This window comes from Zooshikella ganghwensis (assembly GCF_018263875.1).
GTDB lineage: Bacteria > Pseudomonadota > Gammaproteobacteria > Pseudomonadales > Zooshikellaceae > Zooshikella > Zooshikella ganghwensis.
This window is the reverse complement of sequence record NZ_JAEVHG010000006.1, coordinates 156381-171255: the sequence shown is the minus strand read 5'-3', so window position 1 is coordinate 171255 and position 14875 is coordinate 156381. Positions and strand designations below refer to the sequence as shown.

14 protein-coding genes are annotated in these 14875 nt (G+C 35.9%); 7 read left to right on the top strand and 7 right to left on the bottom strand.

Annotation, left to right across the window (positions count from 1 at the left end; translation table 11 throughout):
• The first annotated feature begins 120 nt into the window (after positions 1 to 120).
• The 7 genes from KHS79_RS11185 (at position 121) to KHS79_RS11155 (ending at position 8823) form a co-directional block, all read left to right on the top strand.
• Positions 121 to 1884, top strand: coding sequence for a carbamoyltransferase family protein (locus KHS79_RS11185; RefSeq protein WP_212718947.1), 1764 nt, complete (start codon positions 121 to 123; stop codon positions 1882 to 1884).
• Positions 1885 to 1948: 64 nt separating this feature from the next.
• Positions 1949 to 3055, top strand: a complete 1107-nt coding sequence (locus KHS79_RS11180; protein WP_212718945.1) for a glycosyltransferase — start codon at positions 1949 to 1951, stop codon at positions 3053 to 3055.
• Positions 3056 to 3060: 5 nt separating this feature from the next.
• Positions 3061 to 3960, top strand: a complete 900-nt coding sequence (locus KHS79_RS11175; protein WP_212718943.1) for a GNAT family N-acetyltransferase — start codon at positions 3061 to 3063, stop codon at positions 3958 to 3960.
• Positions 3961 to 3967: 7 nt separating this feature from the next.
• Positions 3968 to 5395 (top strand): PIG-L deacetylase family protein, encoded by a 1428-nt coding sequence (locus KHS79_RS11170; RefSeq protein WP_212718942.1) that lies wholly within the window; start codon positions 3968 to 3970, stop codon positions 5393 to 5395.
• Positions 5395 to 6594: an O-antigen ligase family protein gene (locus KHS79_RS11165; RefSeq protein ID WP_212718940.1), complete on the top strand. Its 1200-nt coding sequence runs from the start codon at positions 5395 to 5397 to the stop codon at positions 6592 to 6594. The genes KHS79_RS11170 and KHS79_RS11165 overlap by 1 nt, the downstream gene beginning before the upstream one ends.
• On the top strand, positions 6587 to 7699 hold the full coding sequence (locus KHS79_RS11160) for a glycosyltransferase (protein WP_212718938.1): 1113 nt from the start codon (positions 6587 to 6589) through the stop codon (positions 7697 to 7699). The genes KHS79_RS11165 and KHS79_RS11160 overlap by 8 nt, the downstream gene beginning before the upstream one ends.
• Positions 7700 to 7710: 11 nt before the next feature.
• Positions 7711 to 8823, top strand: coding sequence for a hypothetical protein (locus tag KHS79_RS11155; protein WP_212718935.1), 1113 nt, complete (start codon positions 7711 to 7713; stop codon positions 8821 to 8823).
• A gap of 59 nt (positions 8824 to 8882) precedes the next feature.
• Here the strand turns inward: KHS79_RS11155 and KHS79_RS11150 are convergent, their stop codons facing one another.
• From KHS79_RS11150 to KHS79_RS11120, 7 genes are all read right to left on the bottom strand, one after another.
• Positions 8883 to 9779 carry a DUF6625 family protein gene (locus tag KHS79_RS11150; protein WP_212718932.1) on the bottom strand — a complete coding sequence of 299 codons (897 nt, stop codon included), beginning with the start codon at positions 9777 to 9779 and terminating at the stop codon, positions 8883 to 8885.
• Between the two features lies 1 nt (position 9780).
• Entirely contained in the window at positions 9781 to 10653 is an 873-nt protein-coding gene (locus KHS79_RS11145) for a glycosyltransferase family 2 protein (RefSeq protein WP_212718928.1), read from the bottom strand.
• Entirely contained in the window at positions 10646 to 11551 is a 906-nt protein-coding gene (rfbD, locus tag KHS79_RS11140) for a dTDP-4-dehydrorhamnose reductase (protein ID WP_212718925.1), read from the bottom strand. Before rfbD ends, KHS79_RS11145 begins: the two co-directional genes overlap by 8 nt.
• Positions 11544 to 12101: a dTDP-4-dehydrorhamnose 3,5-epimerase gene (gene rfbC, locus KHS79_RS11135; RefSeq protein ID WP_212718923.1), complete on the bottom strand. Its 558-nt coding sequence runs from the start codon at positions 12099 to 12101 to the stop codon at positions 11544 to 11546. The genes rfbD and rfbC overlap by 8 nt, the downstream gene beginning before the upstream one ends.
• A 2-nt stretch (positions 12102 to 12103) precedes the next feature.
• Entirely contained in the window at positions 12104 to 12973 is an 870-nt protein-coding gene (rfbA, locus tag KHS79_RS11130; RefSeq protein WP_094785975.1) for a glucose-1-phosphate thymidylyltransferase RfbA, read from the bottom strand.
• Positions 12974 to 13107: 134 nt separating this feature from the next.
• Complete coding sequence (gene rfbB / locus KHS79_RS11125) at positions 13108 to 14124, bottom strand: dTDP-glucose 4,6-dehydratase (RefSeq protein WP_212718920.1); 1017 nt, start codon at positions 14122 to 14124, stop codon at positions 13108 to 13110.
• Between the two features lie 6 nt (positions 14125 to 14130).
• The gene (locus tag KHS79_RS11120) at positions 14131 to 14805 is read right to left on the bottom strand and encodes a BUD32 family EKC/KEOPS complex subunit (protein WP_212718918.1); all 675 of its coding nucleotides are present in this window, start codon (positions 14803 to 14805) and stop codon (positions 14131 to 14133) included.
• Between the last annotated feature and the right edge of the window lie 70 nt (positions 14806 to 14875).

Genomic DNA, 14875 nt, shown 5'->3' with positions numbered 1-14875 from the left:
TTAAATAAGTAAGCTTGATTCAAACCCTCTGCGTTATGAATGCATATATAGACGTTTATCAAAGGTGATAAGTGTATGTGTCGAATGCTAAAGGTTTGAAAAAACAAAGAGGAACATCGTGTGGCATTAACGGTTTTGGGGTTATCTGGTGCACTGGGGCATGATCCTTCTGCAGCTATTTATGTAGACGGCAAGTTGGTAGCCGCTGTAGAGGAAGAGCGCTTTCTACGGGATAAGCATGCTAAAAATAAAATGCCAATAGAATCTACTAAGTTTTGTTTGGCTCAGGCTGGTATCACTCCGCGAGATATTGATGTGGTTGCAGTACCTTATGCCCCAATATCTTTGGCAACACCTGCGCGCTGGCATTATGCAAAACGTTATTGGTATGCCCCAGATCGGTCTTTGGATGCTTTGTTTAATGGTAATCGTCGCTATCGTCGTTATGTTGGACGTATCCGTGAAATGTTAGAGTCATTGGGCTTTGACTGGAATAAAATAGAGTTTGAACCCGTTGAGCACCATTTAGCCCATGCTTCAAGCGCCTATCATTTAAGTGGTTTTAAAGAAAAAACTGCCATTATGGGAATTGATGGCAAAGGTGAATATGCCACAACCTTTTTCGGTTATGGAGAAAATGGCAGGATCCATAAAATTAAAGAGTTTTATGATCCAGATTCGTTAGGTGGTTTATACGGCGCTATTACCGAATATCTTGGTTTTGACATGCTTGATGGTGAGTATAAGGTGATGGGAATGGCACCTTATGGCGATCCTGACAAATATGACTTATCACGACTCATAAAGTTTGATGGTAAAAACTTCGAAGTAAATACTGATTATGCCAATGTTATCGGGCTTAGACGTTATAAAGAAAAGGGTCGAGGTTTTTATTTTAGTCCTAAACTGATTGATTGGTTAGGACCTCGCCGTAAAGGGGATATGGCTGACGATCCATACATACATTATGCCGCAGCTATGCAAAAGCTTTATGAAGACGTCTCTTTAAAACTAATGGATTACTATTTAGGCGATATTATCAAAGAGACAGGTTTGATTGCATTTTCTGGTGGTGGAGCCTTAAATGTAAAATTAAACCAAAAAATTATTGCTCGTCCCGAAGTAAAAGAACTATTTGTACAGCCTGCTTCAGGTGATGCAGGAACTGCTGTAGGTGCTGCTTCGTATGTTGTAGAGAAGCGTGGAATCAAAGTTGAAAAAATGGAGCATGTTTATCTTGGTCCATCATTTAATAATGAGCAAGTGATTGAAGCATGTGAGCAACACGCAGAGAAGCCGAAGTTCTTACAAATTGATAATGTGCCACAACGCATTGCTAAAATTTTATCCGAAGGAAACCCAGTGGCTTGGTTTCAAGGTAGGATGGAGTTTGGACCTCGTGCGTTAGGGCATCGCAGTATTTTAGGGTGTCCAAGCTTTAAAGGGATCGCTGATCGAATAAATGAGCAAATTAAGTTCCGTGAGCGGTGGCGGCCTTTTTGTCCAAGTATGCTGGATAGAGTGGCAACAGAAATGTTTAAGGTGGACCATCCTGCGCCTTTCATGACATTTACTTTTGAAGTTAATGAAGAGTGGAAAGAAAGAGTACCTGAGGTTGTTCATGAAGATGGTACGTCCCGAGGTCAAGCGGTTAAGCAGGAATTTAATCCTCGTTATTATGCGCTGTTGGAAGAAATGGAAAAGCGGACAGGTAATGGTGTCGTTTTGAATACGTCATTAAACCGACGTGGTGAGCCTGTAGTATGTACACCAACAGATGCTTTAAACATGTTTTTTGGTTCAGATCTACAATATCTTATTATGGAAGACATTTTGGTTGTTAAAGCTGAGTTTCCAGCTGATATCCAAGACTCCATAAACTAATAATAAAGGAAAGAGACTATAGCTCCTAGCAGGAGCTATAGTTGTTTTTGAAAAGGTTATGTCTATGTACGTACTGCAGCTTTGTCATGATTACAAGCCCCCTTTTTTAAGTGTGGCTAATCAGTATGCTGCATTATTTGATGATACCCCTTTTAAGGTTGTTACGGTCTACTTAAAAGGAGAGCCAAAAGAGGAAGTTATCAAAGCCTCTAAATCATCAGACGTTATTTTTTTAAATTATTCATCAAAGCAACTACGTGGTTTGAAAAGACAGCAAATTGCTGATTTAAAAAAACTACATAAAAAATTTAATTTTAAGTTTGTTTTAGCTCACCGGTATAAAGCCTTATTTATTGCATCTCATATATCTAACGTCCCGTGTGTTGGTATTCATCATGCATTTGGTGACTACCAGCGCTTAACAAGACGTTGGTATGTGAATAAGCATCGTCAGCGTTTATTTTTATTGGGTGTATCTGATGCTGTACGTGATGATATGCGTGGCTGCTTAACAAAGTGGAACCCATCAAATATTCAAACTCTCTATAATCGAGTTGATTATGATTTGCTAAAATCCCGATTAATTGATCGAGAATCTGCTCGCAAAAAATTAGGCTTGCCTCTGGATAAATTTGTTTACGCAAATGTTGGCCGGTTGCATCCAGATAAAGATCAGGCAACCTTGATTAAAGCTTTTGCGCAAGTTATTCAAAAACAGCCCAACTCACTGCTTGCAATAATGGGAAGTGGTCGTCTTCAGAGTGAGCTTGAAGAACTGACGAAAACACTAGGTATTATGGATAGTGTTTTATTTTTAGGGCAAGTTAAAGAGGCTGCTAGATATTTTACAGCATTTGATAGCTTCGTGTTGTCTTCTGATCATGAGCCTTTTGGTATGGTCTTGTTAGAAGCAATGGTAGCAGGGTTACCTATTATTTCGACAGATTGTGGTGGCGCGAAAGAAGTTGTGTCAGGATGTGGTGCTCTCTTTACACTGGGTGATGACAAGGCGTTGGTAAAGAAAATGCTTGAGGTTCATCATTATGACTCTGTAATGATGAACCAGCTGGTTGATAGTATGGACAGAAAGGTTACTAAGAACTTTTCCTATGCTGCTGTTAAGAACTGTTTTTGGCAGATACCTTTTGTTCAACAGATTAGTGGAGTTTAATGCCAGTGAATTGGTTGATTAAGTGGCACATGAGGCATTGGACAACGATACCTTATTCGACTTATTGCAAGGCATATAACCAGTGGGGGGGGAGTTTTATTACTCACCCAGAGGTTATTCAGGGTATTTCTGAGTTACTTGAGATTCCCGTTATGTTCCAAGGACGCTACGAAGATGACAAGTTAGTCGCGGCGGTTCCCACCTGGGGTAATTATATTGCTGGTAGTAAGGGAGCATTGAAAAAACTGGGTAAACGAGGGCTAATTGATGTTGGTAATCCTGAAGTGATTTTACCAATGAGTCCTAATATACGTATAGTATTACCTTATAAATCTGACTTTATTTCATACGAACATCAGCCTCAAATAATTAATTTAAAAAATAAAGGAAAAGCACTTTGCTTGGCAAAAGGATTCCATGCAGAAGGTTTTTCAAAGAAATTTAAATATAATCACCGAAGAGAAATTAGATTATTTCAAGATGAAGGTGGTGAGTTCAGATCTGTTAATAGCGTTTCTGCAGACCAGCTATGTGAGCTCTATCTCGATCTTTTTGAAAAACGTTGGGGGTTCAGTGCGAAGGGCGCAACTTTAATGCACAAACTGCTTGAGAAACTATATAATTTTCTAACCGGAACCATACTGTATATAGCTGATGAGCCTATTGCGACTCAACTTGTATACCAAGTTGAAACTATGAAACATTTTAGTGTTGAGTATGTGAATGGAGGCGTTAACCCCTCCTACAAGAACTATAGTCCGGGTAGTATTTTAAGTTTCTCGAACATACAGCAAGCACAAGCGTTAGCTGATAGTAAAAGTAAACCACTCCGATATTCTTTTGGCTTGGCTGATAATGATTATAAGCTCCGTTGGTGTAATAAAGTCCCAGTGTTTTTAACCTAGAAATAATATGAATACTCAATCTGCTACTTGGCTGAAAAAAAAGAAACAGAAAAACAAAATTAAAGCATGCTTAATTCTGTTGATAAGCATAATGGGGGTTGCTCTAGGATTTTACTGGCAATCATTGTTGCTTCTTTTATTATTTTATATTGCACATGAGCTTCTATGGTCAGACCATATTTTCTATAATCCTAAATCTGACTATCTGTACAGCTTTCAAAATGCGATTTGTACAAAAGCTGAGTTAGACAATGGTAAATTATGCTTATTTCAAAGTGCTGAGTTGGTTAAATGCGATACAGCAGTACTTGCGATATCAATAAAAAGTAATGCATTTTTAGCTTCTGTATTCGATCCATATGTTGAAATTGGTGATGGTAAATACATTGCTAGACAGTATTTTGAAAGAGGATTGAAGGGAATCAGATATATTAATATCAGCGACTACCTGGAAAAGCTCGTAGATGGAAAAGCTGTTTCTATTAAGTTTAAATACTGTCAGCCACTACTACCCAGTGATATTTTAGTCTATGGGTTTTGTAATGATGACTTTGTAAATAAGAAAATTTTAGTTGTTGCTCCTCATGCGGATGATGCTGAATTAGCCGCTTTTGGTTTGTATAGTCAAGCAACAGATGTGGCAGTTGTTACATTAACGGCTGGAGAGGTTGAAGCCGAAAGCTTCTCTCATGTTTATGCTGATAGTAAAAAGGCATCTTTGTTAAAAGGACGGTTGAGAGCATTTGACAGTATTGTAGTACCTCAATGGGGTGGTGTTAAACCAGAGAATATCATCCATCTTGGTTATTTTTGTTTACGCTTAAAAGAGATGTTTGATGATCTGAGTAAAACGACTATTTCATTAACGGCTGGAGTTGATTCTACAAAAGTATTCAGAGAGTTTAACCCATTTAAACTTCCTAGTGATAAAGATAACTTTGCTTCAGGAAAAAACTTGATAAGTGATTTAATATTTCTGATTGAAAAATATCAACCTGAAGTTATTATCATGCCACATAGTCAGCTGGATCCCCATGAAGACCATATCTATACGTCTCGTTTTGTTGAGTTAGCAATCAAAGAATCATCTTTCAAAGGCATTCAGCATATACTCGGTTATGCAAACCACTTTCATTACACGGATATGCATCCTTTTGGACCACCACACTCTATAGCATCTTTACCCCCAAACGTAGATATGATGCAAAGGCTTGATGCGGTGTTCTCTCTTTCGTTAAGTGAAGAAGAGCAAAAGAATAAAGTTTATGCTTTGGAAATGATGCATGATTTAAAAAGACCCATCAAACTTAAAAAGGTCATTAGGTCTCTAGTTCAGAAAATCATAGGCAGATCTTATAGTAGATATGGATATGATGCATATTTTTCGAAAAATATAAAAAATAATGAGCTTTTTTACTTTGAAAAGGTTAAGTAATGAATACTGATCTAACATGTAGTTACGTTAGAAATTTTTTTATAGTATTGCTTTGTTTGGGGTTTTTAGTTTTTTTTGCCGGTATTCAAGTCGTGCCAGATAAAAGTAAGTGGCACACACAACTGTATCTGCTTGAGTTTCTTCCTGCGTTGGTCCTTTTCTTTCTTGGTTTTGTACATACAAAACTATATGTTAGATCTATTTATGTAAAATTGTTATTGTTTTTGTTTGCTTATTTGCTGTTGAGCGAGTTGGTAAATCAAAGTGGTGATGCCTTAAAAGAATTTAAGCAGATGCTACTCATTTTTTTATTTTCTTTTTCTATATTTTACTTGATAGATAAGTTTGGTTATGAAAAGGTATTTTTTCCTTCGATTGTAATTGCCAGCTTGTTTGCATTGATAAGTATAGCTCAGTTCTTTTTTGAAAATAAATCATTAGATACTGTCAGGTTTATTGGGGATGGTGTTCTAAGTAATCCTTTATTGAGCTCACACTACTTTGGTTCATTGTGTGTTTTGGCTTTAGGAACGCTTTTCTGTGCAAAAGACAAGAAGATAAGACTTGTATTGCTAGGATGTGTGATAATATTTTTATTATGCTCATTGCTTACCAAGTCAAGGACAACAATGGTTGGGTTGTTGGGTGTTGTCGTTATCTACATTTATTTGATTATTATGGATAAAAAATCAGCCTATTTGAAGTGGGTTGCATTAATAATAGCATTATTTGTTTTATTTTTTGTTTTGTTTGGTGATGAAATTATATCCAGAGGGGTATCGTTAAGGCCAGAGATATGGAGTGCATCTATTGATTTGATTATAAATAAGCCGTTGCTTGGCCATGGTGGTGATGCAGGGTTTGAAGTGTTTATATCCAAAGTTAACACCAGTTTTTATGACCCACATAATATCCATTTAGCATTTGCATATCACTATGGGTTAATTGGGTTATTTTTATGGATTTCTTTATTAGGTGTTTTGTCGATAGCTTGCTTGAGATCTAGAAATTCATTAATTATTTACATTGGTTTACCTTTGCTCGTATATGGAGCTATTGCCGGTCTCACAGAAGGAGGGAATATTGTTGGCAGACCAAAAGAAGTCTGGTTTTTAACTTGGTTCCCAATCTCGATCGCTATAGGACTTTTAATAGTTGCAGGTGAAAATAGTAAAAAGCTGGTAAATCAAAATGGATAGAATAAAAGTTTTACAGTTGCAACAAAAATACTATGTTAGAACTTCGGACTTGCATGAAGAAATTATAAAAGCGTTACCTGAAAAAGACTATGAGGTGACTGCAGCTTATTTTACTGGTGAGCCAACCAGAGATGATATGGTTACGATTGCAGAGAAGAAAAAATATTTTAATCTGTCAAAAAAGCAAATGAAAGGATTTCGCTTTAAAGCAATTTATCAACTTTGGAAATATTGCAGAGACAAAGCGTTTGATGTAGTAATAACTCATAGATTTAAGTCATATGATGTTATGCTTATTGCAAATAAACTGCTTAAGGTAAGGAATTGCATTTCGGTAGTTCATGGTATTGGTGACTTTGACCGAATTTATAGACGCCTAATTTCCAATTTATTTATTGATGATAAGTGGACAATTATTGCTGTCTCTCAAACAGTAAAAGAGTATCTTATAAAACAATGTAAGTGTTTCAATGATAACAATGTTAAAGTTATACCTAATGCTGTCGATCTTGAGTATATTGAATCAAGTATGCTTGAAAAAAATGTTGCGAGACAGGAAGTAGGTATTAGTGAGAGTGATATTATAATTGGAACAATTGGACGGTTGGTGAAAGTAAAAGGGCATGAATATTTAATAAAATCTTTTGCTAAAGTTTTACAAGAAAATAGTAAAATAAAACTACTTATAGTTGGTGGTGGTGGGCTTGAGTTTTCACTGAGGTCTTTAGTAGAAGAGCTAGGAATAAGCGAAAAAGTCTTATTTGCGGGTGAAATCTTTAATGCGTATAAGCTTCTTAAAGCATTTGATCTGTTTGTGCTTCCTTCACTAGAGGAGGGGATGCCGTTAGTGTTATTTGAAGCACTAATAGCGAAGGTACCTATTATTTCAACAAATGTTGGTGGTATTCCTGAAGTTCTTAATGCTGATGTAGCAAAATTAATTCCTCCCAGAGATATTGATAGCTTAACTGATAAAATGAAAGAAATTTTAGATTTATCAGTTTGTGAGAGAGAAAATATTATTAATAATAGCTATCATTATGTTAAAGAGAATCATTCTATTCAGAAGTACAGAGAACAGTACAGAAATATAATTGATATATAGTGGTAGTGAATATGACTAATAGACAAGCTAAGAATGATCTCTTGTACTTAGTATATGGGGAGAGTGAGGTCTATTACAAGCAGGCTTATTTTAGTATTTTAACAGCGTTGAATTATTTAAATGTAAGCTGCTCGGTAAGGATTTGTGTACTTACTGAAAAGCCTGAGTTTTTTAAAAAGTTACCAGTTTTTGTTGAGAAACTTACAGGGAATCAAAAAGCTGAGTGGATGGGAGGTGGAACATACATACATAGAATAAAAACGTTGTCGCAAATATATTGGATGAAAAAGTATAAATCAAATACAGCATTTGTGGATACAGATACGTGGTTTAATAAAAGTCCGGAACATATTTTTTCATCCGTTGATAACGACTCGTCCGTTATGTATGAATATGAGTCTGATGTTAAAGCATCTTTGCCTAGTTTATGTCATAAAGTGAAAGATCATGAGTTTAGTTTGGGAGATGGGCGAAAACTTAATTTTCAAGAAGGTCAGTTATGGAACTCTGGTGTTATTGGTCTTTCTTTTGATAACCGTTATCTACTTGATGATGCGCTTTCTTTGATTGATAAGTTATATTTATTAACAAATGAGTATGTGACTGAGCAGCTTGTGGTTGGTGAAGTTATTAGGCAAAATACTAAAATTCAAGGTTGTCGTAATGTTTTATATCATTACTATGGGGCAGACCTGTTATTTATTAATGATAAAATTTCTGTTTTTTTAAAGGAAAATGTTGACAAAGATATAGCAGAGCAAGCTAGTTTGACTGCTACTTTTCCTTACGGTAGGTGTGGAAAAAATAAATTTCAGGTTTTATTAATAAAGTTAATATCAAAAATCTTAGGGATTGATAAAGAAACAATGAGAGCTATTCAGGGTATTAAAATTTTTCTTTTAGATAGTAAGAATAGCTATTTTAAAGCGGATCAACATAATTGGTTGATAAGATCTTATAATATCTTAAATGATGATTCTAATAAACCTAAATTATCTACTAAGTCATATTCTTTTATTCTTTTTAATGTTGAAAAGTTGATTAAATCGGAAAAGTTATCTGTTGAAGAAAAAAAGGCTTGGATTCCTATAGTAAGGAAACTGAGCTCGTTATCAGTAAGGTGATCAATATTTAAAATATTGATATAATAGTTAAAGTTTAAGTTTCCTATAAAGAGTTGGTTTTATGCTGGTAGAAAACCTTTTTCAGAAATTATCCAGCCGTCAGTAACCTTATTAGGTGGGACAAGGTTAATGTGGCTCAAACTTTCCCAGGCTGCTTTGTTTCCATATTTTTTGGGTAACCAAGCAGCTGACTTTAAGTTCATAAAATGAAGGTATAAAAACTCTCTATCACCATCTGTATTATTTGTTAGTTTTCCACTCTTCCAGTACCATACGGTTGGGTGTTCTTCAGAACCATTTATCCATAAAATAGGTGAAAGAATAGTGCTATATTGTTCTTTAAAGTAGCAGTTTCTGTTGTATGCATTGAACATGGCATAGCATTTTCTTAACCAGGCAGAGTACTTTTTATGACGTAAGTATATTTTAGAAAATTTTGACTCATCGATACCATGATGCTTGGTATCAGCCATGAACTGTTGCCAGTTTTTAATTAGTTTGAAAGCGGTTCGATTTTTTTGAGTATTTTTAAAAAGAGCTAAATGGCCTGAAATTCTATCCCAGTGAGTTGATATTAGATTATGTGTTAACACTTGCTCATTATAAAAAGATCGTATATCCCCATAAATAACATCAATATCACCGAAACCATAATAGTCATAATGTTTGATTTCGTCTTGATGTATAAAACCCAAGGCTGGTTTTATATCACATAATTTGTATGGATCAGCGTCTTCGAAATTAATATCTAGTGCGTCACTTATCTTTTTTTTGTAGTCTTGAAAAGAAATATAAGTGAGTTTGACATTTTTTGCTGTATTGTTAGGGGGAGGGCAGTCACTAAATAATAGCCAGTCAATGGTTGGGTTATGCTTACAGGACTCTATATATAAGTCAATCCATTCAGGCCATTGGCCAAAATAAGGTATGATGATAGCTATAGTTTTTAATGACATATTATTTTTTTAAGTAAGAAGCTGTGAGGTTAAGTAATCCTTTTACAACTTTTATATTGTAAAACTTAGGATCAATTGATCTTAAGATTGTTAATGCATATTTTGCATCTTTTTTGGAAATTTTAACAAACATGCTGAGTAAAAATTGGTTTTTTACCGTTAGGTAATCAGGCTTTTCTTTATATTTATAAAATGTTTTTAGAATTTCTTCAGTCATTAACTGGTAGTTTTTATAGGTATTGTTATCATGTTCCCGGTAGTAAGCCAGGATATCACTTAGAACAGCAATTTTATAGCCATGAGAAGTGATCTTTAACCAAAGATTTAAGTCTTCCAGACGAATATCAGTATCAAAACCGCCAACCTTATTTAGTACTTCTGCTCTAATCATAACGGTTGGGGCCGCAGGGCCTTCTTTGGATTGAGTGAACATTTTGTGAAAGTCGACTTCGCGGTAAGGTTTAAGCCTCTGTTTTTGTTTTACTTGGTTTTGCTCATCAATACAAATAATATTGCCACCACATACCGCTATATCTTCACGTTTTTCTAAGAAGTTAACTTGCTTTTCAATTTTGTCATGGAGAATAATATCATCAGACCCTAAGGGGCAAATATATTTTCCTTTAGCATGCGTAATCGCTTCATTTAAACTTGTTGCAAGGCCTTTATTTTCTCGATGTTTAAAAAAGAAGTTAAACTTTTGGCTTAATGCTTTTAGGATTTCAGGGGATTTGTCTTTTGAGCCATCATCTATAACAATAAGTTCAATATTGCTATAAGTTTGAGTTAAAACACTTTTTATGCAGTCCGTGATATAGTTTTCATGGTTATAACAGGATATTACGACTGAAACTAATGGTTGTGAGTTAGCCATCGATGGTTTCCTGCTTGGCATTTGATATTAATATTAATACATCGTTCAGTGCATCTTTCCAGTTACGAATATTTACATTAAATCGAGCTTCAGTATCACTGATATCAAGTACAGAGTTTTTTGGTCTGGTTGCCTTTTGCGGATATTCTTCGGAGGTTACAGCATTGATTAAAGGCTTTTTTTGTACAATGTGTAGGTTATAACTTTGATAAATAATTTCAGATGCAAACTCATGCCAACTACAAATACCTTTATTTGAAAAATGTATTGTATCTAAGCCAGTAGGTTGGTTTTGAAAAAGAAAATTCAGTGTGAAAAAGGCTAAATCGTGTGCAGAAGTGGGCTGTCCTATCTGATCTTTTATAATTGATAGTTCTTCTTTTTTTGATGCTAGATTTATCATTGTTTTGACAAAGTTGGTATTAAAAATACTGAAAATCCAGCTTGTTCTAATAATGAGTGCATTGGGGTTAACAGATACGATTGCCTGCTCACCTAACCACTTTGTTTTTCCATATATGTTAAGTGGAGTACATTTATCATGGATATAATAAGGCTCTTTTTTCTCACCAGAAAACACATAGTCTGTCGAATAGTGAACTAAAAAAATACCTCGTTTTTTACATTCTACAGCAAGGTTATTTACTGCAGTGCTGTTAATTGCTAAGGCAGTATCATAATCACTTTCTGCACTATCTACATTTGTGTAGGCCGCGGTATTGATGATGTAATCTGGTTTAATTTTATCCAGTTCGTTACTGACTTCTTGTGGATTAGTTATATCCAAATTATGTTGGTCGGTGGGTATAAACGTAAATGAAGGAAATTTACTTGATTCACGTAATATTGATTGACCAAGCTGACCGTCAGCACCAGTAAGCAGGATTTTTTTATTCATAGTGAGGTAACTCCTTTTCGCTCACTTCGTTAAGCATTGGTAGCTTTAAGTCCTTTGGTGACAATGTGTGATTTGGCATGTCAGGCCAATCAATTTTAAGCGTGGGATCTTGCCAAAAGATACCGTATTCATCCTCTGGGTGATAATAGTCTGAACACTTATACTCAAAATCGGCTGCTTTCGATAAAACGATAAAGCCATGAGCAAACCCTTCTGGAATAAAGAGTTGTTTGTGGTTATCAGCTGATAATTTAACGGCTACCCATTGACCAAATCGAGGAGATCCTTTGCGAATGTCGACAGCTATATCAAGCACTTCTCCGTGAGTGACACGCACGAGCTTTGCTTGAGGGTTATTTAGTTGATAGTGTAAACCTCGAACTGTTCCTGCTTGTGATTTTGAACGGTTATCTTGGACAAATGTTGCAGCAATACCAAACTCTTTATAGCGTTCGGCATTATAAGCTTCATAAAAAAATCCTCGACTATCTGCAAAGATGCGAGGTGTAATTTCAAGTACTTCTGGGAGTGATGTTTCTTTAACGATCACAATTATCTATCCTGCTTAATCAGGCTTCTAAGATAAGGGCCATAATCACTTTTATCGAAATATTTGGACTGCTGAATAAGTTGGTCATCAGTAATCCAACCCTTTTGCCATGCAGTTTCTTCTGGAGCGCATATTTTGACGCCTTGTCTGGTTTCGAGCGCGTGAACAAACTGGGAGGCTTCAAGTAGTGATTGGTGAGTACCGGTGTCTAACCAAGCAATACCTCGGCCAAATATATTAACATTTAATCGTTTTGCCTTCAGGTAAATATTATTGATGTCGGTTATTTCCAATTCCCCTCTTGCAGAGGGTTTTAGGTTTTCGGCAAAAGAGATGACGTCGTTGTCATAAAAATACAAGCCAGTGATGGCGAGGCTCGAGTTTGGGTTAGCAGGTTTTTCTTTAATATAAAGAGGGACTTTATTGTCATCCAGAAAAATCACACCATAACGTTCTGGATCGCTTACATGATAGGCAAAAATCGTTGCTCCAGGGGCCTCTTGAGCTTGGATCATTTGCTGCTCAAGGCCTTCTCCAAAAAATATATTATCACCTAAGATTAAGCAGCACTTATCATTTTGTAGAAAGTCCTTAGCAATAATAAATGCTTGGGCAATACCTTCAGGATTAGGCTGGATGAGGTATTGAATATTTATACCCCACTGTTGTCCATCACCAAGAATTTTATTGAAGAGAGGGTAATCCTCTGGTGTTGTGATCAAAGCGATATCTCTAATACCTGCCTGCATGAGTGTTACTAATGGGTAGTAAATCATCGGCTTATTATAAATTGGTAAAAGATGCTTAGAGATACCTAATGTAATTGGATAAAGCCTGGTTCCTAAACCACCTGCGAGTATTATGCCTTTCATAGTCTAACCATATATTTACCCATGGAACTTTAGGTTAAAGGCTTATTTTTAAAGTATTCAGTGAATAGATTAAGTGCATTGTTAGCAGTTGATTTTAGTGAGCCTTTACCATGTTATTCACAGTGGGATATTTCTTAAAATTGTTTATTTTTCACCCAATCTAAGTTGTTTAGATACCATTGAACAGTTTTATCTAAGCCTGATTGGAATGTCTCTGCTGGCTTCCAGTGTAGTTCAGTTTCCATTTTGGTTGCGTCTATTGCATAACGTGTGTCATGACCAAGACGGTCTGTAACATGTTGAATGAGCTGATCAAAGTGTTTTATACCTTGGGGTTTATCTTCAATGGCGGTATCTAATAAGGCACAAATTGTTTTAACCACTGAAATATTGGTTTGCTCATTAAATCCACCAATATTGTATGTTTCTCCGACTCTACCATGACCAAGTACAGTCATTATGCCATCAACATGATCATCAACATAAAGCCAGTCTCTCACTTGCAAGCCGTTCCCATATACTGGAATAGGTTTACCTTGAATAGCATGCATGATGGTAAGCGGGATAAGCTTTTCTGGGTATTGATAGGGACCATAATTATTTGAACAGTTTGTAGTGATTATGGGGATATCATACGTCTTATGCCATGCTCTTACCAAGTGATCTGAAGCAGCTTTGGAGGCGGAATATGGGGAGTTTGGCTTATAGCGGCTTGTTTCTGAAAACAGACCTGTTTCAGCAAGACTGCCAAAAACCTCATCTGTTGATACATGGATAAATCTAAAGTCACTCTGATTGTTTTGTTGAAGATGCTGTTTAGTCACTTCTAATAGGTTATAGGTACCAATAACATTGGTATCTAAAAAGGCACGAGGATTTTGAATAGACCGATCAACATGAGACTCTGCCGCTAAATGAATAACAGCATTAGGGTTTTCCTTGGTAAAAATGTCCTGCAGCTCGTCTTTGTTACAAATGTCTGTACGGTAAAAGGCATAACGATCAGACAAGCTGCAGCTAGCAAGGTTATCAATACAGCCTGCATAGGTCAGTTTATCAACATTAACCACATGATTTGATGTATTGTTGATAAGATGTCGAACTAACGCAGAGCCAATAAAACCTGCACCACCTGTGACAAGGACTTTCATGTTAATTTAACACCTAACGAGAGTATTTAATGCATTGCTGATAGTTTGCTGATTTTTATTGGAAATGTAGCTTTGACTTGCTTTTAAATAAGCATCAATAAAGTTTATAGGTGACTGAGCAAAAAGCAGCGAGACATCATCTTTGTATCGAATGAGATGGTTGAAATTACGTATACGCTTGTTAATGGAAAGAGGTTTTCTGTAAAACTTCAAGTCAGCTACATCAATTAAACCTAGTTGATTGCTATCTTGCAGCAAAATGTTACCCAGGTGTAAGGAACGGAAATATATTCCTTTATTATGTAACGTGCTGATAAATTCAGCGATGCGTTTAATTAAGGTAGGTTCAATTGAGCCAGAATTTGCTGTAGCCGCTGCTTCCCTAACCGTTTGTCCATTCAGAGGTAAATAACGAACAATACAACGTGGTGGTTTACTTATTTTAAACATATCAATAACTTGGACACAGGGGATGCCCAGCTCGTTTAAAGTATGAGCGTTTTTAACAAAGCGTTTAGCATAAGGAAAAAAAAGAGCGGAAGAAATGAGCCGTTTATTGCGGAAAAGTTTAATGTAAGAACCATCCTTTAACGTGATGACCTTTTCTCCGCAGGCATCTTCCTCAATGACAGTGGCTCCATCTTTTAATTGGTTGTATTCGCTTAAAGAAAGTAATTTCATTGCACCACTGTATATGATTTACACGATATCGGTATGCAGGCAGCAAGATTATGACAGGAAGTTAACAGGA